The organism is Amycolatopsis sp. NPDC049159, assembly GCF_040648295.1.
Lineage (GTDB): Bacteria > Actinomycetota > Actinomycetes > Mycobacteriales > Pseudonocardiaceae > Amycolatopsis > Amycolatopsis pretoriensis_A.
The window spans coordinates 357,545-381,888 of sequence record NZ_JBEZDL010000005.1 but is presented as its reverse complement, the minus strand read 5'-3'; the positions used below and the strand labels follow the sequence as shown (position 1 = coordinate 381,888).

Sequence of the window (24,344 nt, the reverse complement as noted above, 5' to 3'; positions counted from 1 at the left end):
GTGGTCGTCCAAGACGCCCCTCCCGTCACGGCACCCGCGCGCAAGCCGCGGCGGAAGGGGGACGGCCGGGCCGCCGCGCTCTACCTCGCCCCGGCGGGCATCCTGCTCGCCGCGATGCTGGCCTACCCGATCTACCAGCTGGTCCTGATCTCGTTCTACGACTACGGCCAGCCGCAGGCCGCGGGCAACGCGCCGCTGGTGTTCCTCGGCTTCGCGAACTACGCGGACCTGCTGTCCCAGGCGCAGTTCTGGACCGTGCTGGGCAAGACGGTCGGGTTCGCCGCGGCCTGCGTCGCCGGTTCGCTCGTCGTCGGCACCGGGCTCGCGGTGCTGGCGAGCCGCGTGCGCTCGCTGCCCCGGACGCTGCTGTTCCTGGCCGCGCTGGGCGCGTGGTCGACACCGGCGATCGCGGGCTCCTACGTCTGGCTGTTCCTCTTCGACACCGACTTCGGCCTGGTCAACGAGGTGCTGACCGGGCTCGGGCTGCCGTTCGAGCACCACTCGTGGACGTTCGGCACGCTGGGCGCGTTCGGCCTGGTCGCCGCCGAGGTCGTCTGGTGCTCGTTCCCGTTCGTGCTGGTCACGATGTACGCGGGGATCAAGGGCGTGCCGGACGAGGTGCTCGAGGCCGCGTCGCTCGACGGCGCGTCGGTGTGGCGCACCAGCTGGTCGATCGTGCTGCCGATGGTGCGGCCGCTGCTGATGATCGCGACCGTCCAGTCGATCATCTGGGACTTCAAGGTGTTCACCCAGATCTACGTGATGACCAACGGCGGCGGCGTGGCCGGGCGCAACCTCGTGCTCAACGTCTACGCCTACCAACAGGCCTTCGCCGGGCAGGAATACGGCCTCGGGTCGGCGATCGGAGTCGTGATGACGGTGTTGCTGCTGTCGATCACCGGGCTGTACGTCCGGTCGCAGCGCCGGAGCGCGGCATGGCTCTAGCCGTTCGCCGCCCCGGCCGGCTGATCGCCGAGGCCGTCACGATCGTCATCGCCGGGCTGATCGCGTTCCCGCTGTACTGGATGCTGCTCTCGGCGGTGAAACCGCCGGGCGAGATCCAGTCGGCGAACCCGAAGCCGTGGACGTTCAGCCCGTCGTTCGACAGCTTCTCGCGCGTGCTCACGGTTTCGGGCTTCGGGCGCTTCTTCCTCAACAGCCTGCTCGTGGCCCTGGTCGTCGTGGTGCTGTCGCTGCTGCTGTCGTTCCTTTCGGCGGTCGCGCTGACGCGGTTCTCGTTCAAGGGCCGGACCGTGCTGCTGGTGATGACGCTCGTCGCGCAGATGGTGCCGGTGGAGGCGCTGACCATCCCGCTGTTCTTCCTGATGCGCCAGATCGGCGGCGCGGTGCCGGCGTTCGGGCTCAACGAGCTGGGTTCGCTGGTGCTGGTGCACCTGGCGTTCAGCCTGCCGTTCGCGATCTGGATGCTGCGCGGGTTCGTGGCCGCGGTACCGGTGGAGCTCGAAGAGGCGGCGAAGCTCGATGGTGCGTCGCGAGTGCGGTTCACCTGGCAGATCCTGTTCCCCCTGGTGGCGCCCGGGCTGGTCGCGGTGAGCGTGCTCGCGTTCATCCACGCCTGGAACGACTTCCTGTTCGCCAAGACGTTCATCATCTCCAAGACCGAGAACCAGACGCTGCCGCAGGCGATCCTGGTGTTCTTCAAGCCGGAGGACACCGACTGGGGCGCGGTGATGGCGTCCTCGACGTTGATGACCATCCCGGTGCTCGTGTTCTTCGTCCTCGTCCAGCGACGGCTGGTGTCCGGCATGGCCGGCGCCGTGAAGGGCTGACATGTCTTCCTTCGACACCCTGCTCCCCCGGCCGGTTTCGGTCACGCCCGCTCCCGGTTCGTGCCCCTGGCCGTCCCTTGTGGACGTTCGCGGCGCCGACCTGCCGGCGGAGGGCTACCGGCTGGAGATCTCGCCGTCCGGCGTCGTGCTGTCGTGCGCCGACGCGGCCGGGGAGTTCTACGGACGGCAGACCCTGCGCCAGCTCGCCGGGCCGGACGCGTTCCGCGCCGCTTCGCTGGAAACCGGGCTTTCCCTGCCCTGCGGGGTGGTGGAAGACCACCCGCGGTTCGGCTGGCGCGGCTGCCTGCTCGACGTCGCCCGGCACTTCCGGACCAAGGCCGAGGTGCTCCGGTTCGTCGACCTGCTGGCCGCGCACAAGCTGAACGTGCTGAACCTGCACCTCACCGACGACCAGGGCTGGCGCTTCGAGGTGCCGGAGTACCCGGAGCTGACGTCGGTGGGCGGCTGGCGGCCGTCGTCGATGCAGGGCAGCGGGGGCCCGCAGGACGGGCGTCCGCACGGCGGCTTCTACACCGGCGACGACCTGCGGGAGATCGTCGCCTACGCGGCCGCACGAGCCATCACAGTGGTGCCCGAGATCGACATCCCGGGCCACGCGCGGGCGGCGCTGGCCGCGTATCCGGCGCTGGGCACCGAGTCGTCGTACGAGATCTGGACCTCCTGGGGCATCAGCACTTCGCTGCTGTCGCCATCGGAGTCCACTTTGGACTTCTTCCGGACGGTGTTCGACTACCTGCTGGAGGTCTTCCCGTCGTCGGTGGTCGCGCTGGGCGGCGACGAGACGCCGGGCGCGACCGACGAGCACCGCGAGTTCGTCCGCCTGCTGGCCGAGCACCTGACGGCCCGCGGCCGGACGCCGATGGGCTGGGACGAGGTCCTCGACATCGACGGCCTCCCCCCGATGGTGATCGGCTCGTGGCAGCACGAGGCCGCGGGCCTGCGCGCGGCCGAAGCCGGCCACGACGTCGTGATGTGCCCGGAGCAGCACGTCTACCTCGACCACCGCCAGGCCGAGCACCCGGACGAGCCGATCCCGGTCGGCGCGGTGCACACGCTGGAGGATGTCTACGCGTACGAGCCGGCCCTCACCGGCCCGCGCCTGCGCGGCGTGCAGGCGCAGGTGTGGAGCGAGCACCTCGACACCGTCCGGCGCGTGGACTACATGGCGTTCCCGCGGCTGTCGGCGTTCGCGGAGGTCGCGTGGAGCTCCGGGGCCCGGGACTACGCCGAATTCCTGCCGCGGCTGCGCGACCACCACCTGCCCCGGCTCGACGCGCTCGGCGTCGAGTACCGGCCGCTCGCCGGACCGCACCCGTGGCAGACCCGGCCCGGGGTGCCGGGCCGGCTCCGCTGATCACGGCAGCAGCGTCACCTCGAACGAGCGCGTCGGGCCGGTGTTGCCCGCCGCGTCGATCGAGCGGTACTCGACGCGGTGGCGGCCGTAGCCCGGCTTGCGTTCGGTGAACGGCGACACCGTGAGGCCGTCCGGGCCGAGGTTGCCGTACGCCAGGCCGTCGATCTCCGTGCCGCGCGGGGTGAACAGGTACGGCGCGTCCGGGTCGGTCGGCCAGCCGTAGTACTTGTGCCAGCCGTCGCCGTCGACGCGGAACTCCGGCATCCCGTCGGACGCCGTCAGCCGCATCGTGAACGAGCCGTGGACCGCCTGGCCCGCCGGTGCTTCGGCCGTCGTCGTCGGGCCCGCCGCGTCGACCGTCCAGGTCAGCGTCGTGCCGCCGGTCGTCGCGGTCAGCTGGTGCGTCCCACGGGATTCCTTCAGCGCGTAGTCGGGCCCGGTCGCGACCGGCTTGCCGTCGAGGGCCCAGCGGACCTGGGGAACCGACCCGGTCGGCTCGCCCGTTTCGACGTAGACGACGTCGTGCCCGCCGACCGGCTGCGCGGTGGCGGTCGACGCGACCACCGCCGGGCCGCCCGCGGGCGGGGTGACCACGCTGGTGTCCACCGTCCAGGTGCGCGTGGCCGAGGGCCGGACGGCCGGGTCGCGGACGAACGGCGTCGGATCGGTGACCGTCGCCGTCAGCGTGTGCTTGCCCGGCTTCACGTGCGCCTGCCGGAGGTCGACCGCTTCGCCGCCCCGCAGCGCGACGCCGTCGAGGGTCCAGCGGACGTCGAGGCGGTGGTCGACGGGGTGCATCGTCCGCAGCCACACGACCCGGTCGGCGCCGATCGTCCCGGCCGGCGTGCCGCCGCTGACGAGCGGGACCTTCGCCGCGATCCGCTGCGTCATCCGCTCGCGGCCGACCTGGTCGAAGTCGTAGCCGAGGGTCTTCATCATCGAGTGCTTGCTCGGGCGCCACACGCCGGTCTGCGTGTACAGGCCGCCTTCGAAGCGGCCGATCGAGCCGCCGGACTCGCTCGGCTCGCCGAGCCAGCGCCACCACTTCGCGTGCTGGTCGCGCAGCTGCTTCTCGGTCAGCAGGGTGTGGTGGACCGAGTCGGGCTCGCCGCCTTCGTACGCGCCGCCCGGGACGTTGCGGGCGTAGTAGTCGTACTCGTCGTCGAGGCCGCCGAGCGAGTGGCCCAGTTCGTGCGGCGAGATGAGCGCGGACAAGGCGTTCCCGCCCGACGCCGTCGCGTACGAACCACCCGCGCCGCCGTAGGTGCTGCTGTTGCCCAGCGCCAGGATCTGCCGGTTCGCCGGGCCGGTACCGGGCACGAGGTCGGCGTACCGCTGCGCGGCGGCGTCGTCGACGGTGAGCAGGCGCTGCACGCTCTGCGCGTTGCACCCGCCCCAGAAACCCATGTCCAGCGGGGTGTTCTTCTTCGGCGCGTCGAGCGAGGGGTCACAGTCCACACCGGACTCGGGCGAGGCGATGGAGACGGCGAAGACGTTGAAGTAGCTGCGGTAGGACTTGAACGGCTCGAGCGACCAGAGCGTGCTGACGTGCCGCTGGACGTCGGCGAAGAACTTGGGCTGTTCGGCGGCGGTGTAACCGTCCCCGAGGACGACGAGGTTGAACCGCTGCGAGACCGGCCCGGTCACCTGGACGTCGGTGACGCTGCCGGCGGGTTCGCCGGCCTGTGCCGGGGTGGCGATCCCCAGCACCATGATCGCGGCTGCGACGATCCCGGCCCACTTCCGCATGGCGGCACTCCCCTGGTCGGTGATCTTCCCGGTCTACCGCACGGACCGCGCCGCCGGAACCGCCGGAAGTCGGAGGCTCGCGGTATAGGTCGTTATACGCGACTGGGCTGACGGGTATGGGGTTTCGAGGGGGAATGCCGGTGCCGACGTCCGGCGCGCCCCCACCGCCGCGTTCGCCGGGCGTGGTCGGCTCCGCGTGCCCGTTCCCCTGGGGTGGCCGACCTCGCGGACGAAAGACTGCGCCCAGCCCGCCGTCCCGATCGCCGGCGTCAGTGGCACGGCCCGCACGTGCACCCTGACGGGCACCGGTGAAGGCGACGTCATGGTGCTGGTCGCGAAGCAGGGCCACGGCCAGACCCGGCCGGCGGAGCTGGACCTGTCCCCCACTCGGTCTTCACGTTCCTCGCGACTCGGAAGTCGTGCGCTACCTGCTCCGGGCGGATCGGCGCAACAGCTGGACACCCGTCGCGCCCGCCGCGTTCGACCTCCGCTCGTCCGGTAGCTCACACCCTCGTCAGGCGGTACCAGACCTCCGGGCGCCCGACCTGGCCGTAGTGGGGCTCGCGGTGGGCCATTCCGTTGTCCGCCAGGTACTCCAGGTACCGCCGGGCCGTCACGCGCGAAGCGCCGATCGCGCTCGCCGCCGCTCCTGCCGAAAGGCCCTCCGCCGCTCCGGACAGCGCGTCCTGGATCGCCTCCAGGGTCTGGACGCTCATGCCCTTCGGCAGTGGCGGCTGCTCCGTCGTGCGCAACGCGCCCAGCGCGCGGTCGATCTCCGCCTGGCCGGTCACCTCGCCGGAGGCGTCGCGGAACTCCGCGTAGCGCTCCAGCTTCTCGCGCAGGGTCGCGAACGTGAACGGCTTGAGCAGGTACTGCACCACCCCGACCGACACCGCCGCCTTCACCAGGCCGAGGTCGCGGGCCGACGTCACCGCGATGACGTCGATCGGGAGGCCGGCCGCGCGCAGCGATCGGCACACCGCCAAGCCGTGCGTGTCGGGGAGGTAGAAGTCCAGCAGCACCAGGTCGACCGGCTCGCGCTCGCAGAAGCGCAGGGCGTCGCCGCCGGAATGGACCACGCCGGCCACCGAAAAGCCGGGGAGCCGTTCGACGTACACGCGGTGCGCTTCGGCCGCGACCGGCTCGTCCTCCACCACCAGCACCCGGATCACCGGTCCGCCTCCTGCCGCGGGAGGCGCACGGTGAACACCGCGCCGCCGTCCCGTCCGACGTCGACCGTACCGCCGTAGCGGCGGACCGCCTGCCCGACCAGTGCCAGGCCGAGGCCGTGGCCGTCCTCCGCCTTCGTCGACCAGCCGCGGCGGAACACGTCGGCGTCGTCGGGGACGCCGGGCCCGGTGTCGGCCACGCGCAGCAGCAAGCCGTCCTCCTCGGTGCGCGCCGTGACGACGACCTTCGGGTGTCCGTTGCCGCGCACCGCCGCGTCGAGGCCGTTGTCGATCAGGTTGCCGAGGATGGTCACCAGGTCGCGGGCGGCGACGCCGAGCGAGAGGTCGTCGATCACGGTGTCCGGGGTGACGGTCAGCTCGACCCCGCGCTCGCTCGCCTCGGCCGCCTTTCCCAGCAGCAGCGCGGCGAGCACCGGCTCGGCGACGGCGCCGACGACCCGGTCGGTCAGCTCCTGCGCCAGCGCCAGCTCGGCGGTCGCGAACTCCACCGCCTGCTCGGGTTTGCCGATCTCCACCAGGGAAACGACCGTGTGCAGCCGGTTCGCCGCCTCGTGCGCCTGCGACCGCAACGCCTCCGCGAGACCGCGCGCGGTGGTCAGTTCCCCGGTCAGCGTCTGCAGTTCCGTGTGGTCGCGCAGCACGACGACGGTGCCCTGCGCGCGGCCGCCCGAGCGGACGGCGGTCGTGCTGACCAGCAGGACGCGGGCGTCGGTCAGGTGCAGTTCTTCCGCGCGGTTTTCCGAAGAGCTGAAGGCTTCGGCGAGTTCGGCGGGCAGGCCCAGCGCGGCCAGCTCGCGCCCGACCGGGTCGCTGTCGAGGCCCAGCAGCGTGCGCGCGCCGTCGTTGCAAAGCCCGATCCGCCCGTCGCGGCCGACCAGCAGCACGCCTTCGCGCACCGAGTGCAGCACGGCTTCGTGGTACTCGAACAGGTTGCTCAGCTCGTCCGGCGCGACGCCGCGGGTCTGGCGCCGCAGCCGGGCGCTGATCAGCCAGCCGCCGAGCGCGCCCACCAGCAGCACCGCGCCGGCCACGCCGAACAGCGGCCACAGCCGTTCGCGCAGCTCGGCCGAGATGGCCGCGACGGTGATCCCGACCGCGACCAGCGCCACCACCCGGTGGCCGGCGTCGAAGACCGGCACGACCGTGCGCACCGACGGGCCGAGCGAGCCGGTGTAGGTCTCGGTGAGCTCTTCGCCCCGCTGCGCCTGCTCGATGGTGCCGATGTAGTGCTGGCCGATCAGCGCCGGATTCGGGTGCGTGTACCGGATCCCGGCCGGGCTCATGATCGTGATGAAGTCGACGTGGGTGTCGCCCTGCACGCGCAGCGCGAACGGCTGCAGCGTCGCGCTCGGGTCCGGCGTGCCGACCGCGGCGACGACGGTCGGCGCGTCGGCCACCGTCGAGGCGATCGCGCGGACCTGGTCGCGCGCGTTTTCGTCGACCGCGCGGGACGCGTCGAGGTAGGCGAACGTGATCCCGGCGCCGGCCAGCACGCAGAGCACCACCAGCTGCAGCACGAGCAGCTGACGGGCCAGGCTCCAGCGGGACCGCATCGTCGGGGGCACCTCCTCATACCAGCACACGCGCGCCCCGGTGTCCGAACGGGACGGTGCGCGCGAACTCAATGAACACAAGTGAGCCGGGTCACCGAAGTGCGCCTACAGTGTGCCGCAACCTGGAACACCCCTGAGCTGGAGGCAACGGTGCCGACCCCACCGACCACCGAGGAGACCCCGCGCAAGCGGGACAAGACCCACTACCTGTACCTGGCCGTGATCGTCGCGGTCCTGCTCGGGATCCTGGTGGGCTTCCTCTTCCCGGGCTTCGCCAAGGGCCTCAAGCCCCTCGGCGACGGCTTCGTCAACCTGATCAAGATGATGATCACGCCGATCATCTTCTGCACCATCGTCATCGGCGTCGGCTCGGTCGCGAAGGCGGCCAAGGTCGGCAAGGTCGGGGTGATGGCGTTGTTCTACTTCATCATCATGTCGACGTTCGCCCTCGCCATCGGGCTGGTCGTGGGCAACCTGCTGCACCCCGGCACCGGCCTGCACCTGAACCCGGCCGACGTGAAGAGCGTCCAGAAGTCCGCCGGTGGCGCCGAAGGCCCGGTCGACTTCCTGCTCGGCATCATCCCGAAGACGCTCGTTTCCGCCTTCACCGAAGGCGAAGTGCTGCAGACGCTGCTCGTCGCGCTGCTCGTCGGGTTCGCGCTGCAGAAGCTGGGCCCGAAGGGCGCCCCGATCCTGCGCGGTGTCGAGCACCTGCAGAAGCTGGTCTTCCGGATCCTGGCGATGATCATGTGGGCCGCCCCGATCGGCGCGTTCGGCGCCATCGCGGCGGTGGTCGGCGCGACCGGCTGGGCCGCGTTGAAGAGCCTCGCGGTGATCATGATCGGGTTCTACGCGACCTGCCTGGTGTTCGTGTTCGTGGTCCTCGGGCTGGTGCTGTGGCTGGGCGCCCGCGTCAGCATCCTGAAGCTGCTGCGCTACCTCGGCCGCGAATTCCTGCTGATCCTCTCGACGTCGTCGTCGGAGTCGGCATTGCCGCGGCTGATCGCGAAGATGGAGCACCTCGGCGTCGACAAGTCCGTCGTCGGCATCACCGTGCCCACCGGCTACTCGTTCAACCTCGACGGCACCGCGATCTACCTGACCATGGCGACGCTGTTCATCGCCGCGGCGCAGGACGAACCGCTGTCGATCGGCGCGCAGATCGGCCTGCTGGTCTTCATGATCATCGCGTCGAAGGGCGCCGCGGGCGTGTCCGGCTCCGGCATCGCGACCCTGGCCAGCGGCCTGCAGTCGCACCGGCCGGAACTGGTCAACGGCGTCGGCTTCATCCTGGGCATCGACCGGTTCATGTCCGAGGCCCGCGCGCTGACGAACTTCGCCGGCAACGCCGTCGCGACCGTCCTCATCGGAAACTGGACGAAGGAGTTCGACCGCGAACAGGCCCGGCGCGTGTTCGCCGGGCAGGCACCCTTCGACGAATCCACGATGGTCGACGAAGAGCGGGAGCCGGAGCCAGCGGACGCCACGGTGCGGTAGCACCCCCGACGTTCGTGCTCACGCCCCCGCTGAGCACGAGCCACGACGGGCCGCTGCGCGAGTCTCCCCGACCTCGCGCAGCGGCCCGTTTCCACGTTTTCAGGCCGCGTCGTAGGCGACGCGCGCTTCGGCGATGTCGTCGCGGTGCCGCTCCGCCCAGCCGAGCAGGCCGTTGAGCGACTGGTACAGCTCCTTCGCCATCGGCGTGGCTTCGTACTCCACGCGCGGCGGGACCGTCGGGTAGATCGTGCGCTTCAGCAGGCCGTCGCGCTCGAGGTTGCGCAGCGTCAGGGTCAGCATCCGGCGGCTGATCCCGTTGACCGCGCGTTCCAGCTCGGTGAACCGCACGGGCCCGCGGATCGCCTCCAGCAGGATGCCGATCGCCCACTTCCCGCTGATCCGGTTGATGACCTCCAGCACGGTGCAGACATCGAGTTTTTCCGGGTCGATCTCCGTGACCTGGACAGGTACACCGATGTTCCCCTGGGACATGGAAGTGCCTCCTTACGCGGTCACCCATGGTCACACATGATGGGCACTGTTACAAGAAGTGCCCTGGCGACGACCAGGGGGAACGCTCAACTGGAGGGGCCCGACATGGCCGAGAACCACCCCACCCGCTCGCGCGGCCTCGCCTTGGCGGTGCTGTGCGCCGCCTCGCTGATGGTCGTGCTCGACAGCAGCATCGTCGCGGTGGCGCTGCCCGCCATCCAGGCCGACCTGGGGTTCACGCCCGCCGGGCTGGCCTGGGTGGTCACCGCCTACCTGGTCGCCTTCGGCGGTCTGCTCCTGATCTCCGGGCGGCTCGGCGACCTGCTCGGCCGCCGCCGCGTCTTCCTCGGCGGGCTGGCGCTGTTCACCGCCGCGTCCCTGGTGGCCGGGCTCTCGGCGAACGCGGGCGTGCTCGTCGTCTCGCGGTTCGTCCAGGGCATCGGCGGGGCGCTCGCGTCGGCCGTGGTGCTCGGGATGATCGTGACGATGTACCCGGAGCCGCGGGCCCGGGCGAAGGCGATCGGCGTCTACAGCTTCACGCAGGCGGCGGGCGCGTCGATCGGGCTGATCGCGGGCGGCGCGCTGACGCAGGCGCTGAACTGGCACTGGACGTTCTACGTCAACCTGCCGATCGGCTTCGCCGCGCTGCTGCTGGCCGTCCGCGTGGTTGCCCCGGATCGCGGCACCGGCCTCCGGGCGGGCTTGGACCTGCTCGGCGCGGTCCTGGTCACCGGCGCCGTGATGCTCGGCGTGTACGCGGTTTCGTCGGCGGCGTGGGGCGCACTGGCCGCGGCGGCCGGCCTGCTGGCCGCGTTCGTGGTGCGGCAGGCGAAGGCGCGCACGCCGCTGCTGCCGCTGCGGCTGTTCCGGATCCGCGCGGTGACCGGCGCGAACCTGGTGATGGTGCTGATGGTCGCCGGCATGCTCGGCTTCCAGTTCGTGACGGCGTTGTACCTGCAGCAGGTGCTGGGCCTCGACGCGCTGCGCACCGGCGTCGCGTTCCTGCCGGTGCCGCTGGTGATCGCGGTGGCGTCGCTGGGCTTCGCGGACAAGCTGTCGGCGCGGTTCGGGCCGCGGACGGTGCTGCTGTCCGGCCTGGGCCTGGTGATCGCGGGCCTGCTGCTGCTGACGCAGGTCGGCGGCAACTACTTCACCGGCGTGCTGCCGCCGCTGCTGGTGATGGGCCTCGGCGCGGGCGCGGCGATCCCGGCGCTGATGGGACTGGCGATGTCGGACGTCCCAGCGTCGGACGCGGGAGTGGCGTCCGGCCTGATCACCACGACCCAGCAGGTGGGCGCGGCGATCGGCACGGCGGTGCTGGCTTCGGTGGCGGCGTCCCGCACGGCGTCTCTCGGCGGCGCCGACGACCGCGAGGCCTTGGCGGCCGGGTTCCGGCTGGCGTACGGGGTGAGCGCGGGCTTCCTGGTGGCCGCGGTGGCGCTGGGAGCGCTGGTGCTGGCCCGCCGCACGGTTCCCGCTCCGCCGGCTTCCGCCGCGGAACCCGCGGTCTGCACCGCCGGTCACGCCTGACCCGCCTCAGGCCAAGTAGGACGAAAGGCCGCGGTGGCCCCGCCGCATCATCAGCGCGTGGTTCGCGCGGAACAGCGGCCGGGCCACCACGTCGAGGCGCCGCAGCAACTCCTTGCGGGCCTGGACGTCCTGGGTGATCTCCAGCAGTGTGCCCGCGCCCGCCGCGCGGACCGCACCGGTCAGTACCCCGTCGAGGTCGCCGCTGAGCCTGACCCGCATCAGGCCCGTGCGCTCGTCCTGGTGGTCGCGGTGCATCCGGACGACGAGCCGGAACGGCAGCCGGGACCGGCAGACCAGTTCGGCGGTGTCGTCGTCCACGCGGCGCACCGCGCGGACGTCCGACCACCACCGCGGGTAGCCGGCGAGGTCGGTGACCACGCCGAACACCCGCTCGGGCCCGCTTCCCGGCAGCAGCCACGTGCTGCGGAACCGGTAGCTCGCGCCCGCCGAAGCCGTCACACCTGGGCCGAGACCAGCTTCCGGCCGTCCACCGTGACGATGTCGACCGACTTGACGTCGTCGGGCGCGACCAGCGCGGACCCGTCGAGCGAGAAGCCCTGGCTCTCCCACTTCTCCGACACCTGCCAGCTGCCGGCGGTCACCGACTGGCCGCCCTTCGTGGTGACCTGCAGCAGGCACTTCTCCCCGGCCTGGACGCCCTTCACGGCGACGTTCACCCGGACCCAGCCCTGGAACGGGCTCACCGAAGCGGCCAGCTGCACGCCGGTCGTCGGATCCCGGCCTTCGACGCTCTTCGTGCCCGGGACGTTCGTCGGCGGCGCGGGGATCGCGAGGTCGGGCGTGGAACTCGTCTGCCGTCCGACCAGGACCCCGCCGCCGAGCGCGGCCACCACCAGCACCGCCGCCGCCACCAGGGCCAGGCCCCGCCGGGACGACGAGCGGCCCGAGCGCGCCGGCGCCGCCTCTTCCTCGTCGCGCACCCGGCGCAGGGTCTTCTGCAGCAGCAGGTCCCCGCCTTCGGGCGGCCCGTCGAGGAACGCCTCGGGCGGTACCTCGTCGAGTGACTCGCGCAGAGCCACGAGCTCGTTCAGGTCGAACCGGCACTGCGCGCAGGTCTGCAGGTGCCGCCGCTCGAAGTCGGCCGCCTCCCCGGGATCGAGCGCGCCGAGGGCGTACGCGCCGAGCTGCGTGTGACTGTCGTCGACCGAGTTCATCGCGCCACCTCCGTTCCGCTCGAAATCATCGCTGCTCTCAGTGCTCTCAGTGCGTAGTAGGACCTTGACTTCACGGTACCCGGTGCGACGCCCAGTGTTCTCGCCGCTTCGGCCACCGTCCGTCCCCGGTAGTAGATCTCCACCAGGACCTCTCGGTGCTCGTTGGACAGCCCGTCCATCGCGCCGAGCACGGTCATCGAGTCGACCACGCCCTGGGCGTGATCGCGCTCGACAGCCGGGGTCGGCACGCCTTCGGCCGGTTCGGCCACCTCTTGGGGCCGGGCCGCCCGGGCCCGTGCCCGGTCGGTGACCAGGTTGCGCGCGACGGTCAGCAACCAGCCGCGCACCGAGCCCTTCCCGTCGTTCTGCAAGTCGTCCGCGTGTTTCCACGCTCGGACCAGCGTCTCCTGGACCACGTCCTCGGCCGCCGCACGATCCCCGGTCAGCCTCGTCGCGTAGGCCAGCAGGCTTCGCCCGTGTTCGGTGTACAGCTGCCGAATCAGGTCTTCGCCTTTGGCCTTCTTAGGCCGCCTGCCTCCTATGGCCACCCTCGTCCTCCCGACGGTGTTCTGAGTCGTCGAGGACAGTAGTGCAACCCTCAGCTCCACCGGCGGTGCGTGCGTCGAGCGCAGCGCGACCATGGTGTTCATCGGCTGCCCGTCCTTCCTCGTTCTGCCCGGAAACCCGTCGGTGGTCAGTACCCGGACCCGCCGGCCTTGCCGCCCGCGGTGATCTTGCTGCCGTCCGGGGCGACCGCGAACCACGTGCCGTTGGCACCCTGGCCGTTCAGGTCGCCCGCGGTCTTGTCGCCGGAGAACTCGTACAGCGGCCAGCCGTTGAGCGTGATCTGCTTGCTGCCGTCCTTGCGGGTCGTCGTGCCGACCTGGGTGTCCTGGATGCCCTTGAGCATCGGCGTGGCCACCCCGGCGAGCAGCGGCGGCCAGGAGGTCGCGCACTCCCCGTCGCAGTTGGACGTCGGCGGCTGCGAGAGGTCCTTGTCGAACCGGTAGAGCGTCTTGCCGTCGGCGTCGGTCACGACCGCGCCGACACCGTTGATCGTGGCGACCGCGAGCATCTTGTGCCCCGGCTCCCCGTGTTGCGGCCCTTGGGCACCGTCGGCCATTTCACCGCAGGCGGACAACGTGGCGACGGCGACGAGCGCGACCGCGCTGACGACGACCGGCCGGATACGGTTCATGACGTTCTCTCCTCGGTGAGGGCGGCACCGCCGTCCGGCGGACCTCGACACCTGGGAACACGGACGGTCGCGAAGAACGGTTCAGCCGGGTTTCGCCCCTTTCGGCGCCGCCGCGCGGGCGGATTGGTGCGTCCCGGTGATCGGCACGATCTTGTCGGCGTGCGGGCGCGGTTCCTAAGCTGAGCGGGTCCGCCGCCGCCCCCGCCGTCCCGGGAGCCGCCGTGCGCGTGAAACCCCTCCTGCTGGTCGCCTTGCTGGTGGCGGGCTGCTCGCCGGCTCCCGCTTTCACGGCGTCGCTGACTTCACCCACCGACGTGGTGCTCAGCTGGCCGGACGACGGCGCCGGGCACCGCGTCGAGTACGCGAACGACCCGGCGGGCCCGTGGACGACGCTGCGGTTCCTGCCCGCGCACACGACGAGCTACCACCACCCGGACCTGATCCCGGAGACGCCGTTCTACTACCGGGTGCAGCCGTTCACCGGCCCGGTCTCGACGGACCTGAAGGCGGTGACGTCGGGCGACACGGTGACGTTCACCTGGGCCGACCGCTCGCCGGACGAAGCCGGCTTCCTGCTGGAGGTGCGGCGGCCGGGCGCGCCGGACTTCGACCCGGTCGAGGTGACCGGCCCGGATGAGACGACGTGCGCGCTTTCGCTGCTGCCCGGCGAGGAGCGGTCGGCCTACCGGCTCCGGGCGCTGCACTACGGCCCGCTCTCCCCGGTGGTCCACCGGACCACCGGGAAGGAGCGGTGAGCCGCTACTCCGCCGTGAGGACGGTCCGCAGGAACTCGCCCGTGTAGCTGGCCTCGACCCCGGCGACGTGCTCCGGCGTGCCCTCGGCGATCACCGTGCCACCGCCCGAGCCGCCCTCGGGACCCATGTCGATGATCCAGTCGGACGTCTTGATCACGTCGAGGTTGTGCTCGATCACGATGACCGAGTTGCCCTTGTCGACCAGCCCGTTGATCACGCCGATCAGCTTGTTGATGTCCTCGAAGTGCAGGCCGGTGGTCGGCTCGTCGAGGATGTACACCGTCTTGCCGGTCGAGCGCTTCTGCAGTTCGCTGGCCAGCTTGACGCGCTGCGCCTCACCGCCCGACAGCGTCGGCGCGGGCTGCCCGAGCCGGACGTAGCCGAGGCCGACGTCCACCAGGGTCTGCAGGTGGCGGTGGATGGCCTTGATCGGCTCGAAGAACTCCGCGGCCTCCTCGATGGGCATGTCGAGCACGTCGGAGACGGTCTTGCCCTTGTAGTGCACCTCGAGGGTTTCCCGGTTGTACCGCGCGCCCTTGCAGACCTCGCAGGGGACGTAGACGTCCGGGAGGAAGTTCATCTCGATCTTGATCGTGCCGTCGCCCGCGCACGCCTCGCAGCGCCCGCCCTTGACGTTGAAGGAGAACCGGCCCTGCTGGTAGCCGCGGACCTTCGCCTCGGTGGTCGCGGCGAAGAGCTTGCGGACGTGGTCCCAGACGCCGGTGTAGGTGGCCGGGTTGGACCGCGGGGTCCGCCCGATCGGCGACTGGTCGACGCGCACCAGCTTGTCGACGTGGCCGAGGCCGTTCACGCGGGTGTGGCGGCCCGGCACCTGGCGCGCGCCGTTGAGCTTGTTCGCCAGCACCGTCGCGAGGATGTCGTTGACCAGCGTCGACTTGCCCGAGCCGGACACGCCGGTGACCGAGACCAGGCAGCCGAGCGGGAACGAGACGTCCAGCCCGCGCAGGTTGTGCTCGCGCGCGCCGACGACGGTCAGCTGCCGCTTCTTGTCGATCGGGCGCCGGATCGCCGGGATGTCGATCTTCCGGCGGCCGGACAGGTACTGCCCGGTCAGCGATTCCTTGCTCTTCAGCAGCTTCTTGTACGGTCCACTGTGGACGATGTGGCCGCCGTGCTCGCCCGCGCCCGGGCCGATGTCGACCACCCAGTCGCTCGAGCGGATCGTGTCTTCGTCGTGCTCCACGACGATCAGCGTGTTGCCCAGGTTCCGCAGCCGGGTCAGCGTCTCGATCAGACGGTGGTTGTCGCGCTGGTGCAGGCCGATCGACGGCTCGTCGAGCACGTAGAGCACGCCGACGAGGCCCGAACCGATCTGCGTCGCGAGCCGGATCCGCTGCGCTTCTCCACCCGAAAGGGTGGCGGACGCGCGGTCGAGCGAGAGGTACGTCAGGCCGACGTCGAGCAGGAAGCGCAGCCGCGCCTGGATCTCCTTGAGCACCGCGCCGGCGATCATCGACTCGCGCTGCCCGAGCTCCAGCTCGTCGAGGAACTGCGACGCCTCCGCGATGGACAGCGCGCAGACCTCGGCGATCGACATGTCGCCGCGGGTCTTGTGCGCCAGCGTCACCGCGAGGATCTCCGGCTTGAGCCGGGTGCCCTGGCACGCGGGGCACGGCACCTCACGCATGTAGCCCTCGTACCGCTCGCGCATGTACTCGGACTCGGTCTGCTCCTGGCGCCGCTCGAGGAACGGGATGACGCCCTCGAAGGCCGCGTAGTACGAGCGCTGGCGGCCGTAGCGGTTCTTGTAGCGGACGTGGACCTGCTCGTCGACGCCGTGCAGCACCGCCTTCTGGGCCCGCGCGGGCAGCCGGCGCCACGGCATGTCCATCCGGAAGCCGATGGTCTCCGACAGCGACTCGAGCAGGCGGATGAAGTAGTCCGCGCTCTGCCCGCCCGACCACGGCGCGATCGCGCCCTCGGCCAGCGACAGCTCGTCGTCCGGGACCACCAGCTCCGGGTCGACCTCCTTGCGGATGCCGATGCCGGTGCACTCGGGGCAGGCGCCGTAGGGCGAGTTGAAGGAGAACGAGCGGGGCTCGAGGTCTTCGATGGCCAGCGGGTGGCCGTTGGGGCAGGCGAGGTTCTCGGAGAAGCCGCGGATGCGGTGCGGGTCGTTCTCCGGCAGGTCGACGAACTCGAGCTCGATCAGCCCGTCGGCCAGGCGCAGCGCCGTCTCGACCGAGTCGGTGAGCCGCTGGCGCGAAGACGACTTCACGCTCAGGCGGTCGATGACCACGCCGATCTGGTGCTTTTCCTGCTTCTTCAGCTTCGGCGGGTCGGTGAGGGCGTGGACCGTGCCGTCGACGACCACGCGCGCGTAGCCCTGCTGCTGCAGGTTCTCGAACAGGTCGACGTACTCGCCCTTGCGCCCGCGCACCACCGGCGCGAGCACCTGGAAGCGGACGCCTTCGTCCATCTCCAGCACCTGGTCGACGATCTGCTGCGGGGTCTGCTTGCTGATCGCCTCGCCGCACTTGGGGCAGTGCGCCTTGCCGGCGCGGGCGTAGAGCAGCCGCAGGTAGTCGTAGACCTCGGTGATCGTGCCGACGGTCGAACGCGGGTTGCGCGAAGTGGACTTCTGGTCGATGGACACCGCGGGCGAGAGGCCCTCGATGAAGTCGACGTCCGGCTTGTCCATCTGCCCGAGGAACTGCCGGGCGTACGCCGAGAGCGACTCGACGTAGCGGCGCTGCCCCTCGGCGAAGATGGTGTCGAAGGCGAGGCTCGACTTCCCCGACCCGGACAGGCCGGTGAACACGATCAGGCTGTCGCGGGGCAGGTCGAGATCCACGCCGCGGAGGTTGTGCTCGCGGGCACCGCGAACAACGAGGCGATCAGCCACGCCAGGGTCCTCTCAAGTCATTCTCAGTTGCGGTCGCCGACCCGGTGTCAGGCTGCACGGGTGGCCGCGATCCATGCTACGAGCCACCACCGACAGAAACTGGCTCCGCGTCTTCCACCTGCGGTTTTGCGGGCTTCCGGCGGGCGGTGAGCCACCGGTGGGCCGGGCGTTCGACCCCTGCGGTGACCGCCCAGCCGGCCAGCACGGCGGCGCCGACGACCGCGGGGAGCCGCAGCCAGCCGGGGAGCCCGAGGTCGAGCAGGGCGCGGGCCAGGATGTAGCCCAGTTCCTGGTGCACCAGGTAAAGACCATACGAGATGCCCGCGAGCCAGGTGACGGCCGGGGCGATCCGGGCCAGCCCGGGGAACCGCCAGTCCGGGCCGCGGGCGGCCACGCAGACCAGCAGCAGGAGCACGGCGAACCCGATCGTGGACGGCCAGCGCAGGGCGTCCTGCGGCAGCGCGACGTGGAACGGGAAGACCTGCAGGTCCTGCGCGGCGACGGCGGCGAAGACGAACAGCGCGGCGTGCCAGTTCTTCAGCCGCCGCCGCGACCACAGCCAGATCGCGACGCCGATGGCGAAGACGTGCAGCCGGTGCAGGCCGAGGCCGTAGAAGAAGGTCTCGACGAGCGGGCTCGCCGTCCCCGGCGGGAAGACCGCGAAGCGCAGCGCGAGCGGCACCAGGATCAGCGCCCAGAGCAGGGCGACGGTCAGCCGGTGGGTGCGCCACGACCGCGGCCACAGCAGGGCCGCGCCGGTGAAGGCCATGAGCTGGACGGGCAGCGTCCAGTAAGAGCCGTCGAGGTAGTAGAACGCGCCCGAGCGGATGCCCCACTCCTGCACCATGCCGAGGTTGGTGACCAGGTCCAGCCCGGTGGGGATGTACCAGGGCGACGGGTTCGACGGCGGGCCCTGCGGCACGCCGAACAGGAAGCCGGTCACGCCGGGCGGGTAGGGCAGGCCGCTGAAGGAGATGGCCGCCCACCGCGTCACGACGTAGGTCACGAGGACGGCGACCAGGTACGCGGGTACGAGGCGCGCGACGCGGTTCCACAGCCACCGGCGCGGATTGCCCTTGCGGAGGCTGGCGCAAACGAAGAAGGCGGAGATCACCAGGAGGATCGCGGCGCCGAACTGCGCTGTCACCCGGAAGGGGTACCCCGTGAGTTCGGGGTGCAGCAGGGCGCCCTGGTGGGTGACGTGCCCGAGGATGACCGCGAGAACGGCGACGACGCGGAGGAGGTCCCAGCTGATCCGGCGCGGCGTCGGGGAGGTGGGCACGGTCGTCCTGAGGTCGGGCTGGCTGGGGGTCGCCGTGAGCCTACGTGGCGGGGCGGCCGCGCGCTTGTGCGGGTGGAACCGGTTGGAGTGAAACGACTACCGTGTGCACGGTGAACATCGTGGACACCTACACCGGGCACGTCGAGCCGGGCGGCGACGCCACCCGGCGCACGCTGGACGAGCTGACCATCACCAAGCTGTCCGTCGGCCCGATGGACAACAACACGTACCTGCTGGTGTGCCGGGCGGACAACGAAGCCCTGCTCATCGACGCGGCGAGCGACCCGGAGCGCATCTCCGACCTGATCGGCCACGGCCCCGACCGGCCGGCGCTGAAGACGGTCGTGACGACCCACCAGCACCAGGACCACTGGCAGGCACTGGGCGCGGTGGCCGGTGCGAACGGCGCCAACACGGCGGCCCACCCGCTGGACGCCGCGCCGTTGCCGGTGCCACCGGACTTCCTGGTCGAGCACGGCGACACCCTCTCGGTGGGCCAGGTCACCCTTTCGGTGATCCACCTGCGGGGGCACACACCGGGTTCGATCGCCCTGCTGTACCGCGACCCGTCCGGCCACCCGCACCTGTTCACGGGAGACTCGCTCTTCCCGGGCGGCATCGGGCGGACGACGTCCCCGGAGGACTTCCAGTCGCTGCTCGGAGACGTCTCGTCCCGGATCTTCGACGAGCTCCCGGACGAGACGTGGTTCTACCCGGGCCACGGCGACGACTCGACGCTGGGCGCGGAGCGGGCCAAGCTGGCGGAATGGCGCGAGCGCGGCTGGTGACCCATGAGAGGTGACTCACCGAGGCTGGCGGGCTGGCTGGCCGAGTTGTCGGCGTACGCGGACAGCCCGGCCGGCGCGGTGCTGAAGCGGACCTGGAGCTTCCCGGACGTCGCGACGAGGGACGAGTTCGTCGCGACGGCCGAGGAGCGTCCGGACGCCGAGTTCGACCTGGTGCTCAGGCACCTGCTGATGCCTGCGTGCGCGACCCCGGACGACCACTCGCGGCTGGCAGTGGCGCGGGCTACGGGCGCCACGAACGGCGATCCCCACTTCAGGCGGATCGAGGCTTTCTACGCGAACCGCACGGACCAGCCGCCGTGGGCCGGGATCCGGTGGGTGCTGGATCTCCTGCCGGACCACCCGCACTCGGCGTTGCAGGCGACGGAGGCGTACTTCGTGGCCCACGCCCGCTCGATGCCGGCCGCGGTGGCGCACGCGACTGACGACGCCGAAGCGTTGATCCGGGCTCGGTACCTCGGTTTGCCGGCTTCGGCGGAGGCGCGGCGCGAGCTGCTTTTCACGCTGGGTCCGGTGGGGTTCGAGCGGCTGGCCGGGTCGGTGTGTTCCGGCGAGGCGGTCGAGTGCCACCACCAGCGGGTCGGCGTCGACGTCGTGCGGTCGGTGCTCGGGACGACTTCGGGCGGGTGCGTCGTCGTCACGGCGAGCACCTTCACGCGGGCGGCCGAGGAGCTGGCGGCGAAGAGCGGGCGGGTGGAGCTCGTCGACGGGTCGAGGCTCGTGCGCACGCTGGACGAGCACCTCGGACCGGACTGGCCGCTGCGGCTGGAGCACCTGACGCGGGAGCCGGTGGGCGCAGCCGGATAGCGCCCGGCGAAGGGGGAGGACGGGAATGAACCTCGAAGACGCGTTCAGCGTCGTCGATACGGCGGTGCACCTGCCGGGGCAAAGCGACGACGCCCTGATCCGGCAGCTGCGGAAGCGCAAAGAGTTCAGCCCGCCCCGGAAGGCTCTTTCCCCCGCGGCCGGCCTGGAGAGCGGCATAACCCTCCGTCCGATCGAAGCCCTGCACTGGCTGTCCTACGTGACGCGGCCGCGGTACCACGACGACGTGCTCGACCGGTACCTGTGGTGGGGCCTGCTGCGCTACCTGGGCTTCTTCGCCCACGACTACTCGCACTCGCACTTGCCGAACCTCGCGCTGAGCGCGGCGGGGCGCCGCATTTCCGGCAACCAGCGGCGCGTCACCTCCGAAGAGATGGGGATCGGCTTCGGTGCCGCGCTGGCCGCGCGCTGGTTCGACAGCACCAGTGCCGCGACCCTGCGCAGCGTGGTCGACATCGATGTGGCCCTCGACGCCCGCTTCGTCTTCGGGCCGAGCTCGGCGGTCCAGCACATCGGCACCCGGCGCGCCGACTACCTCCTCATCGGTGCCGACCGGCGCGACAGCGGTCGTTACGTCCTGCGCGTGCTCGAATGCAAGGGGACTAAGAACGCCGGCAACGCGGTGTCCCAGCTCGCTCGCGCCGTCGGCCGGCTCGACGGGGTCACCGTCGGCGGCCGGGTGCCGCAGGGGCTGGCCACCGCCGTGGTCACCGGAGAAAGCCGCACGTCGTACCTGGCGGTGGATCCGGGTGACGACGACGAACCTTCTTACCGCGTGGACGGGGAATCGATCGATCGCGGCCGGAGCTTTCGCCTCGAGTCCGACCGCGTGGACGTCTCGGCGGCCGAGATCGCCAATGCCGCCGTCCGAGCCTCCTGGGCCGTGCTCGCCGACTTCGGCGGCAACCTCGGCGCGATCGAGCGGTGGGCACCCCAGGTGATGCGGAGCCGGATCGAACGGCAGCCACGAGACCGGGTGACGTTCGAGACCCCGGTCGGAACCGCGCGCGGCACCAGCCTCGAGTTCGGCTTCGGCAGCGAACGGCTCACCGTCCGGTACGGCATCGACGAGTCGGTCGACGACCAGCTCACCGACGGGGACGCCGGCGAGGTGATGGAAGCGCAACGAGCGTTCGCCGACCGGCTCGAGGCGGGCAGCGAGCGCCGGGCACCCGAATCACCCGAGGTGCTCTCCACGACGGCCGACGGGACGATCTTTTCCCTGGTCCGCGGCTGACACGTTCGGAGCAGCCGGGTAACGATCGCGGACAGCCGGGCAACTTCCCGGACGAATCGGACGTCCCCCCAAGACCCCAGCGCTGGGGCTTCCACCGGTTCGCTCCGCCAGGAGGCCCACCATGTCCACCACCACCCGCCGCGCGTTCGCCGGTGTCGTCGTCCTGATCGCCGGCACCATCGCCGCCGCCGCGCCCGCTCGAGCCGCCGATCCCGTCGTTCCCGCCATGACGAACATCCGGACCGGGCTCAACCCCGGCTTCGACCGGATCGTGCTCGACCTCAGCTCCGGACCCGCCCCGACCGTCAGCTACCAGCTCGTCGACGAGCTCACCGCCGATCCGAGCGGGGAAATCGTCTGGCTCACCGGCGAATACTTCATCAACGTCTCCGCCACGCCCGCCGCCGCGCACAACGCCGCTGGGCAGCCCACCTACGCCGGGCCGCAGAAGTTCCGGACGCGGAACCTCGCCAACGTCATGGCCGTCGCCGTCACCGGGGACTTCGAGGCGCACCTCACCGTCGGGGTCGGGGTGCGGGCGCGGAGCGCGGTGAACGTCTTCACGCTCACCGCGCCCAACCGCGTCGTCATCGACGTCGCGCACTGAGCGCGTCAACCGCGCTCGTACGGGATCTTCTCCCCCGCCTCGACCGCGAACGGCAGGTTGTTGCCCGCCGGCGGGAGGGGGCACGTCGCGAAGTCCGTGAACGCGCACGGGAGGTTCACCGCGCGGTTGAAGTCCAGCGTCACCGAACCGTCCGCTGCCGGCGCGCCGACCGGCAGCGAGCGGTTCGCCGCGTACGTCGTCACCCCGCTCGTCCCGTCGGTGAACAGGATGCTGAAGCCGCCGTCCTTGCCGTTGAACGCCGTCAGCGTGTGCGACTGCCCGTCGCGGGAAAAGCGGACCACGCCCGGCGCCGTGTACACGTGGCTGAGGCCCTCCACGACCGCGCCCACGGTCGTCGGCCGCGGCTCGTCGAAGGCCTCGAACCGCCCCGGAAGCACCCAGGACGGCGAAGGTTCGTACGCCGGGATGCCGTGGAACCCGCGCAGCACCTCGGCCTTCGGGTCGTGCACGCGGATCAGGTAACCGGAGCGGCGGGCCACCTCGATCTCGACGTCGCCCGCCAGCACCCGCGTGCCCGCGCCGCTGTTGACCAGCTCGAAACGCTGTACGTCCGTGATCGGCGCGCCCTCGTACGTCAGCGAAGCGCCGGCCGGGTCGACGTAGGCCGCGTCGGCGTCCTGCCACCAGCGGCCCGCGATGCCGGGGTACTCGCGCGGGGACTCGGTCAGCCAGTCCAGCGACACCAGCGCCAGCCAGCCGTGCGGAGCGGCGAGGTCCTCCTCGCGCTGCGTCTTCCAGTCCTGCCACTCCTGCGTGAACGTGCTCATCGCGAGCCCCTTCCCATCGGCTACGACGGTGCCAACCCGCCGCCTGCGCCGGTATTCCGCGTCCCAGTATCCGGACCCGTCCGGAGCCACGCGATTTCGCGCTCGCCGCCCGCCGGGACGACGATCCGCCGGTAGCCCTCGTCGCCGGCGAGGGCGGTGTGGAACCGGTCCGAGACGACCAGCAGCAGATCCAGCTCCGGCGCCGCCGCGATCGCCGCCTTCAGCTCCTCGGCCGCGCACAGCCACGTCGCCAGCGCCACCGCCGCGCCGCCGAAGTGGGGCGGGCGCAGCACGACGTCGCCGTGGTCGGCCGCCACCCGCAGCCGGAGCCTGCCGAACTCGTTGAGGTGGCGGTTGCGGCGGCCCAGCGCCCCGGCCAGCAGCGCGACGAGCTCCGTCGCGACCCAGCTGTGCGGCACCGTCGGCGGGATGATCACCGTCGTGGCGTCGCCCTCGGCCCGCCGGAACCACGTCGGCGTGCGGTGGGGCACCGGGACGCCCTCGAACACCTCGTCCAGCACCCCGTCGAGGGTGGCGCCGAGGTGCACCGCGCGCGCCGTCCGCCCCCGGCTCGGTGCGACGATCCCGAGCCGGACGACGGTCGCGGTCACCGGATCGGTGCGCACGGCCCGCTCAACCCGCCCCGGGATCGGCCGACCACTGCAGGCCGTAGCTCAGCCCCTGGTGCAGGTCGTGGAACTCGAGCCCGACCTCGCCGAGGCTGTTGACCGTCAGCGCGTCGCCCGAGTCGGTGCCGTCGTCGATCACGCGGCCGGGCACGCCGTTGAGCCGCCACACCTTCGACGGCGGGCCGTCGCGGTCGAACCGCACCCGCACCGAGAACTTCTCGCAGCGCCGCAACGGGGTCATGACGTAGTACGGCCGCAGCGACGTGCGCTGCGGCGCGAAGCGGATGCCGTATTCGTGCCGCTGCCCGAGCCGCAACGGGCTCGGCAGCCGCATGACGAACTGGGCGTGGCTCGCCGAAACCTGGCGCGCCTCGACGATTTCGCCGCCGAACAGCACGTCCGCGGTGATGGCCGGCACCGGGTCGAGGCCCGGGTCGGCGGGTGCGCTGAACGAGAGCACCAGCTCGTCGAGCTCGTCGACCTCCGCGACGATCCGGCGTTCCTCCTGCAGGTCCGGCGGGTCGCGGTCGAGCCGGAGCATCGCCTTCATCGACTCGACGTACCAGCCGGCCAGCGGGTGCAGGTCACGTTCGCGCGGCGGCGCGCCGAGCAGCTCGTCGAGCCGGCGGAACGCGAGGTCGATGCGGCGGCGCGCGGTGCGCGGGTCGCGGTCCAGGACGCTGGCCAGCCACGAGATGCGCCGGTCGAGGAACTCCCCCGCCGCCTCCTCGTGCAGGCCCAGTGCCGCCAGCGCGGCCAGCCGCAGGTCCGCGGGCAGCCGCCCGCACAGTTCCGTCAGCCGCAGCACGACCTTGTGCCGCGCGGCGGCGGGCGGGTCGTCGTCGGCGACCTCGCAGGCGGCCCGCAGGCAGGGGCCGATCCGCTGGTGCAGGTCGGCCGCGTCCAGGCCGCGGCCGCGGCGCAGTTCGTTCAGTTCGCGCACGAACGGGAACGAGTTCTCCGATGTCGTCCCGGTCATCCCACCTCCTTCCGCGCCGCC

The 24,344-nt window shown here is 71.4% G+C and carries 23 protein-coding genes; 10 read left to right on the top strand and 13 right to left on the bottom strand.

Going from position 1 to position 24,344, the window contains the following annotated elements; genetic code table 11:
• Genes AB0B33_RS12745 through AB0B33_RS12735 form a run of 3 tightly spaced genes read left to right on the top strand, consistent with a single transcriptional unit; the run spans position 1 to position 3,165 of the window.
• The gene (locus AB0B33_RS12745; RefSeq protein ID WP_360770396.1) at positions 1–945 is read left to right on the top strand and encodes a sugar ABC transporter permease; all 945 of its coding nucleotides are present in this window, start codon (positions 1–3) and stop codon (positions 943–945) included.
• The gene (locus AB0B33_RS12740) at positions 936–1,790 is read left to right on the top strand and encodes a carbohydrate ABC transporter permease (RefSeq protein ID WP_360770293.1); all 855 of its coding nucleotides are present in this window, start codon (positions 936–938) and stop codon (positions 1,788–1,790) included. The genes AB0B33_RS12745 and AB0B33_RS12740 overlap by 10 nt, the downstream gene beginning before the upstream one ends.
• 1 nt (position 1,791) lies before the next feature.
• Complete coding sequence (locus tag AB0B33_RS12735; protein ID WP_360770290.1) at positions 1,792–3,165, top strand: beta-N-acetylhexosaminidase; 1,374 nt, start codon at positions 1,792–1,794, stop codon at positions 3,163–3,165.
• On the opposite strand, the gene AB0B33_RS12730 is transcribed toward AB0B33_RS12735, so the two are convergent.
• The 3 genes from AB0B33_RS12730 to AB0B33_RS12720 all read right to left on the bottom strand — a co-directional run bounded on the left by AB0B33_RS12730 (position 3,166) and on the right by AB0B33_RS12720 (position 7,657).
• A complete protein-coding gene (locus AB0B33_RS12730) occupies positions 3,166–4,914 on the bottom strand; it encodes a M64 family metallopeptidase (protein ID WP_360770287.1) in 1,749 nt (582 codons plus the stop codon).
• A gap of 503 nt (positions 4,915–5,417) precedes the next feature.
• On the bottom strand, positions 5,418–6,086 hold the full coding sequence (locus tag AB0B33_RS12725; RefSeq protein ID WP_125312370.1) for a response regulator: 669 nt from the start codon (positions 6,084–6,086) through the stop codon (positions 5,418–5,420).
• Entirely contained in the window at positions 6,083–7,657 is a 1,575-nt protein-coding gene (locus tag AB0B33_RS12720; protein ID WP_360770285.1) for a sensor histidine kinase, read from the bottom strand. Before AB0B33_RS12720 ends, AB0B33_RS12725 begins: the two co-directional genes overlap by 4 nt.
• Before the next feature lie 150 nt (positions 7,658–7,807).
• On the opposite strand from AB0B33_RS12720, the gene AB0B33_RS12715 reads away from it, so the two are divergent.
• The gene (locus AB0B33_RS12715; protein WP_360770282.1) at positions 7,808–9,154 is read left to right on the top strand and encodes a cation:dicarboxylase symporter family transporter; all 1,347 of its coding nucleotides are present in this window, start codon (positions 7,808–7,810) and stop codon (positions 9,152–9,154) included.
• Between the two features lie 99 nt (positions 9,155–9,253).
• Here the strand turns inward: AB0B33_RS12715 and AB0B33_RS12710 are convergent, their stop codons facing one another.
• Positions 9,254–9,646, bottom strand: a complete 393-nt coding sequence (locus tag AB0B33_RS12710; protein ID WP_360770279.1) for a helix-turn-helix domain-containing protein — start codon at positions 9,644–9,646, stop codon at positions 9,254–9,256.
• Between the two features lie 105 nt (positions 9,647–9,751).
• Here AB0B33_RS12710 and AB0B33_RS12705 point away from each other — a divergent pair, with 105 nt between their 5' ends.
• Entirely contained in the window at positions 9,752–11,176 is a 1,425-nt protein-coding gene (locus tag AB0B33_RS12705) for an MFS transporter (RefSeq protein ID WP_360770277.1), read from the top strand.
• Between the two features lie 6 nt (positions 11,177–11,182).
• Here the strand turns inward: AB0B33_RS12705 and AB0B33_RS12700 are convergent, their stop codons facing one another.
• The 4 genes from AB0B33_RS12700 to AB0B33_RS12685 all read right to left on the bottom strand — a co-directional run bounded on the left by AB0B33_RS12700 (position 11,183) and on the right by AB0B33_RS12685 (position 13,549).
• On the bottom strand, positions 11,183–11,635 hold the full coding sequence (locus AB0B33_RS12700; protein WP_360770274.1) for an SRPBCC family protein: 453 nt from the start codon (positions 11,633–11,635) through the stop codon (positions 11,183–11,185).
• Positions 11,632–12,351 (bottom strand): zf-HC2 domain-containing protein, encoded by a 720-nt coding sequence (locus tag AB0B33_RS12695; RefSeq protein WP_360770271.1) that lies wholly within the window; start codon positions 12,349–12,351, stop codon positions 11,632–11,634. The genes AB0B33_RS12700 and AB0B33_RS12695 overlap by 4 nt, the downstream gene beginning before the upstream one ends.
• Positions 12,348–12,899, bottom strand: a complete 552-nt coding sequence (locus AB0B33_RS12690; RefSeq protein ID WP_247025062.1) for a sigma-70 family RNA polymerase sigma factor — start codon at positions 12,897–12,899, stop codon at positions 12,348–12,350. The genes AB0B33_RS12695 and AB0B33_RS12690 overlap by 4 nt, the downstream gene beginning before the upstream one ends.
• A 146-nt stretch (positions 12,900–13,045) precedes the next feature.
• Positions 13,046–13,549: a hypothetical protein gene (locus tag AB0B33_RS12685; protein WP_247021452.1), complete on the bottom strand. Its 504-nt coding sequence runs from the start codon at positions 13,547–13,549 to the stop codon at positions 13,046–13,048.
• A 221-nt stretch (positions 13,550–13,770) separates the two neighbouring features.
• Between AB0B33_RS12685 and AB0B33_RS12680 the strand changes: the two genes are divergently transcribed.
• Entirely contained in the window at positions 13,771–14,304 is a 534-nt protein-coding gene (locus AB0B33_RS12680; protein ID WP_360770268.1) for a fibronectin type III domain-containing protein, read from the top strand.
• Positions 14,305–14,308: 4 nt separating this feature from the next.
• Here the strand turns inward: AB0B33_RS12680 and uvrA are convergent, their stop codons facing one another.
• Together uvrA and AB0B33_RS12670 are read right to left on the bottom strand one after the other, a co-directional pair.
• Positions 14,309–17,170 (bottom strand): excinuclease ABC subunit UvrA, encoded by a 2,862-nt coding sequence (gene uvrA, locus AB0B33_RS12675; protein WP_247021448.1) that lies wholly within the window; start codon positions 17,168–17,170, stop codon positions 14,309–14,311.
• A 76-nt stretch (positions 17,171–17,246) separates the two neighbouring features.
• A complete protein-coding gene (locus tag AB0B33_RS12670) occupies positions 17,247–18,452 on the bottom strand; it encodes an acyltransferase (protein WP_360770265.1) in 1,206 nt (401 codons plus the stop codon).
• A 110-nt stretch (positions 18,453–18,562) separates the two neighbouring features.
• Here AB0B33_RS12670 and AB0B33_RS12665 point away from each other — a divergent pair, with 110 nt between their 5' ends.
• The 4 genes from AB0B33_RS12665 to AB0B33_RS12650 all read left to right on the top strand — a co-directional run bounded on the left by AB0B33_RS12665 (position 18,563) and on the right by AB0B33_RS12650 (position 21,927).
• Positions 18,563–19,240, top strand: coding sequence for an MBL fold metallo-hydrolase (locus AB0B33_RS12665; RefSeq protein WP_360770262.1), 678 nt, complete (start codon positions 18,563–18,565; stop codon positions 19,238–19,240).
• A gap of 3 nt (positions 19,241–19,243) precedes the next feature.
• A complete protein-coding gene (locus tag AB0B33_RS12660) occupies positions 19,244–20,065 on the top strand; it encodes a restriction endonuclease (RefSeq protein WP_360770259.1) in 822 nt (273 codons plus the stop codon).
• Between the two features lie 25 nt (positions 20,066–20,090).
• Positions 20,091–21,320, top strand: coding sequence for a hypothetical protein (locus AB0B33_RS12655; RefSeq protein WP_360770256.1), 1,230 nt, complete (start codon positions 20,091–20,093; stop codon positions 21,318–21,320).
• Between the two features lie 121 nt (positions 21,321–21,441).
• Positions 21,442–21,927, top strand: coding sequence for a hypothetical protein (locus AB0B33_RS12650; protein WP_360770254.1), 486 nt, complete (start codon positions 21,442–21,444; stop codon positions 21,925–21,927).
• A 5-nt stretch (positions 21,928–21,932) separates the two neighbouring features.
• On the opposite strand, the gene AB0B33_RS12645 is transcribed toward AB0B33_RS12650, so the two are convergent.
• Genes AB0B33_RS12645 through AB0B33_RS12635 form a run of 3 tightly spaced genes read right to left on the bottom strand, consistent with a single transcriptional unit; the run spans position 21,933 to position 24,323 of the window.
• A complete protein-coding gene (locus AB0B33_RS12645) occupies positions 21,933–22,715 on the bottom strand; it encodes a DUF1684 domain-containing protein (RefSeq protein ID WP_360770252.1) in 783 nt (260 codons plus the stop codon).
• Positions 22,716–22,735: 20 nt separating this feature from the next.
• Positions 22,736–23,341, bottom strand: coding sequence for a hypothetical protein (locus AB0B33_RS12640; RefSeq protein WP_360770249.1), 606 nt, complete (start codon positions 23,339–23,341; stop codon positions 22,736–22,738).
• 7 nt (positions 23,342–23,348) lie between these two features.
• On the bottom strand, positions 23,349–24,323 hold the full coding sequence (locus AB0B33_RS12635) for a hypothetical protein (RefSeq protein WP_360770246.1): 975 nt from the start codon (positions 24,321–24,323) through the stop codon (positions 23,349–23,351).
• Positions 24,324–24,344: the final 21 nt, after the last annotated feature.